Source organism: Thiolapillus sp. (assembly GCF_048562965.1).
In the GTDB taxonomy this organism is placed as follows: domain Bacteria; phylum Pseudomonadota; class Gammaproteobacteria; order Chromatiales; family Chromatiaceae; genus Thiolapillus; species Thiolapillus brandeum_A.
On sequence record NZ_JBHNMF010000466.1, the window covers coordinates 1 to 2630 of the forward strand.

The 2630-nt window shown below is 58.3% G+C and carries 3 protein-coding genes; all 3 read right to left on the bottom strand.

What is annotated here, in order from left to right; translation table 11 throughout:
- On the bottom strand, positions 1 to 1917 hold a 1917-nt coding region (locus tag ACOCD2_RS16405; protein ID WP_419588498.1), incomplete at its 3' end, for a conjugal transfer protein TrbE.
- Complete coding sequence (locus ACOCD2_RS16410) at positions 1914 to 2225, bottom strand: conjugal transfer protein TrbD (RefSeq protein ID WP_293646564.1); 312 nt, start codon at positions 2223 to 2225, stop codon at positions 1914 to 1916. The genes ACOCD2_RS16410 and ACOCD2_RS16405, both read right to left, overlap by 4 nt.
- Positions 2225 to 2629, bottom strand: coding sequence for a conjugal transfer system pilin TrbC (trbC, locus tag ACOCD2_RS16415; protein ID WP_293672706.1), 405 nt, complete (start codon positions 2627 to 2629; stop codon positions 2225 to 2227). Before trbC ends, ACOCD2_RS16410 begins: the two co-directional genes overlap by 1 nt.
- Between the last annotated feature and the right edge of the window lies 1 nt (position 2630).

The window sequence follows — 2630 nt, forward strand, 5'->3', positions numbered from 1 at the left end:
GAGGAGATGGCCCATCGAGCCGTCTACCGTGTATTGCCTGATCGCTTCCCTGATCGCCAGGTCCTGTATCGTGGTAGAGAACTCCGATAGCGTTCTGGCCCCGCTTTCGTGCATGCTCACGATGGCGTGTCCGATTTCGTTTCGCTGCGCCGGCGTCGTCTCTACGCCGTTGAGCTTCAGGATCGTGTCGATCCACTCCATCGACCAGGCTCTGTCCCCTTTTGTTTCCAGAAACTGCAAGGGGCAGAACGCCAGCGTTTCGCCATCGGCCGCCACGTCAAAGTGTTTCCCGCCTGTTGCCTTGGTCAGCGCGTACATCGAATTGCCTTTGTCGAAGGCATACACCGACATCCCTTCATAGCGCTTGAGCTGCGTCTCCAATATGGCCAGCAGTGTCGATTTACCCGCGCCGGTTGGTCCGAAGATCGCTGTATGCCCAAGGTCGCGCACATGCAGGTTTAATCGGAACGGCGTGGAACCGTGCGTGACACAGTGCATCAGTGCTGGCGCCATCGGCGGATAGAACGGACAAGGCGCGTTCTCCTCGCCGGTCCATATCGCGCTGGTCGGCAGCAGGTCGGCGAGATTCATGGTGTTGAGAATCGGCCTGCGGACATTCTCCACGCCATGCCCCGGCAAACTGCCGAAAAACGCTTCCAGCGTGTTGATCGATTCAACACGCGATACGAATCCTTGCGCCTCTATCGCCTTGGTGATCATCGTCGCCGACCGATTCAGCCGGCCCCGATCCTCGTCCATCAGGACGACGACGCTGGTGTAATACCCCGCCGCGACCATTCGACTATTAATCTCCGCCAGCGCCGCATCTGCGTCGTTGACCATGTTCAGCGCGTCCTGGTCGATTCTTCCGGAATTCGTGTTGAACACCTGGTCGAAGAAGCCGCGCACTTTCTGTTTCCACTTACCGCGAAACTTTTCCAGGTGCTTAACGGCTTCATGGGTATCCAGGAAGATGAAGCGCGTAGACCAGCGATATTCGCAAGGCAGCTCCGCCAGCGCACTCAATATCCCTGGCGTCGATTCCAACGGAAAGCCCTCGATGGCCACCGTCTGCACGAACTTCTTGCCGATCCTGGGCACTACCCCGCCCCACATCTCCTTTCCGCCGATCAGGCTGTCGATGTACATCGGGTTCGAGGGCAGCATGATCGGCTGGTCGGTGCCGCTGATACAGAAGTTCAGCCACGAAAGAAAATCATCGAACGTGACGTTTCGGCCATTCTCATGCACCACCTTATGACCCTTGAGCCGGGTCATGTTCAGCACGGTGGAGAGCCGTGTTTCCACGTTCCTGATCTCGCGCTTGAACTGATCGATCAAGCCTTTTGTCTGCGCCTTGCGGCTTGTCTTCGGCGCATCGTCCTCGAACATCAGTTCCACGAATTTGCGTTGTGCCAGTAGCGGCGGGAACCAGGTGAGCGTTACCACAAAGTAACCTTCATACATGGTTCCCATGCCCTCGAAATACCGCCGACGCTCTTCATCGATAGCCGCCGATACCCGATCCGGGAAATGGCTCAATCCGGGCTTGGAGTAATTGGGTGCCGGTCGCCTCACGGCATCGACATGTACCATCCAACCGCTCCCGAGTCCGGCCAGCGCCTGGTTGATTCGGTACGACACCATGTTGCGCTGCTCGTCCGTGCTGCTGGCGTTGTCATCACCGCGATAAATCCAGGCGGCCATGAACGAGCCGTTCTTGCCGACGATCACACCGTCGTCAACAACCGCCGCGTAATTCAGCAGGTCCGCCAGGCCCTCGTCCGTCGATCGATGCTTCTTCAGCCGGTTGCCGGCGTCCACCGACTGAATGCGCCCGAACAACAGCACCAACATGACGATGCCCATGCCAGATACGAGGTAGCTGATAGTCTGAATATTTATAATGTCCGTCATCTGTATCGCTTCCCTTGACCGCCCGTATTTACCCGCCACGGCGTACTCCGTGGCGGGTAGTAGGCTTTGTACAGTCGATGTCTCAAATAAACGTGCCGCATAGCCGGGTCGGCCTTGGCTATGACCCGAAGCCCGTACAGGGCTCCGAACCACAGCACAAGGCCGAACAGGGTTGCCCTGACTTCCTGCGCGCTGAATACCATCGCGAAGGCCATCAGGCCGGAGAACATGACCATCTCACGATCCCCGCCCATGAACAGGTTTTCCCGGTTGCCAGCTCTACGAATGGGGATCGCTCGCAAGGTCATTACTTGCGCGCCCCTTCCTTGACCAGCACGGCTTGCTCGGTCTGCGCTTCGCCTTGCGCTTGCGCCTGCTCAGGGCTGGCAATTACCGCGCCGCGACCGAAGAAGTTGCTCATCATGTTTTGCGCGCCAATGATCAGCGCCATGACCAGCACGATGAAAATGATCGTGCGAAAGAAGGCGTTGAGTTCGCCACCGAAGATCAGGATGCCGCCGGCGACGACAATGCCGATGATGGCCAGCGCGAATGCCACCGGCCCCGTGACCGACGCTTGCAGGTTGCTCAACCAGCTCTCATACGGCAGCGAGCCACCAGTACCCACCGAGGCATGCGCCTCGTTTGGTGCGATCATCATCATCGCCAGTACGGCAGCCAGGACGCCGAACATCGCCAGGTTGCGGTTCATA

Excerpts from the sequence above, each read along its gene's own strand:
- ACOCD2_RS16410 (WP_293646564.1), bottom strand. The coding sequence starts at position 2,225 with ATGACCTTGCGAGCGATCCCCATTCGTAGAGCTGGCAACCGGGAAAAC.
- trbC (WP_293672706.1), bottom strand. The coding sequence starts at position 2,629 with ATGAACCGCAACCTGGCGATGTTCGGCGTCCTGGCTGCCGTACTGGCG.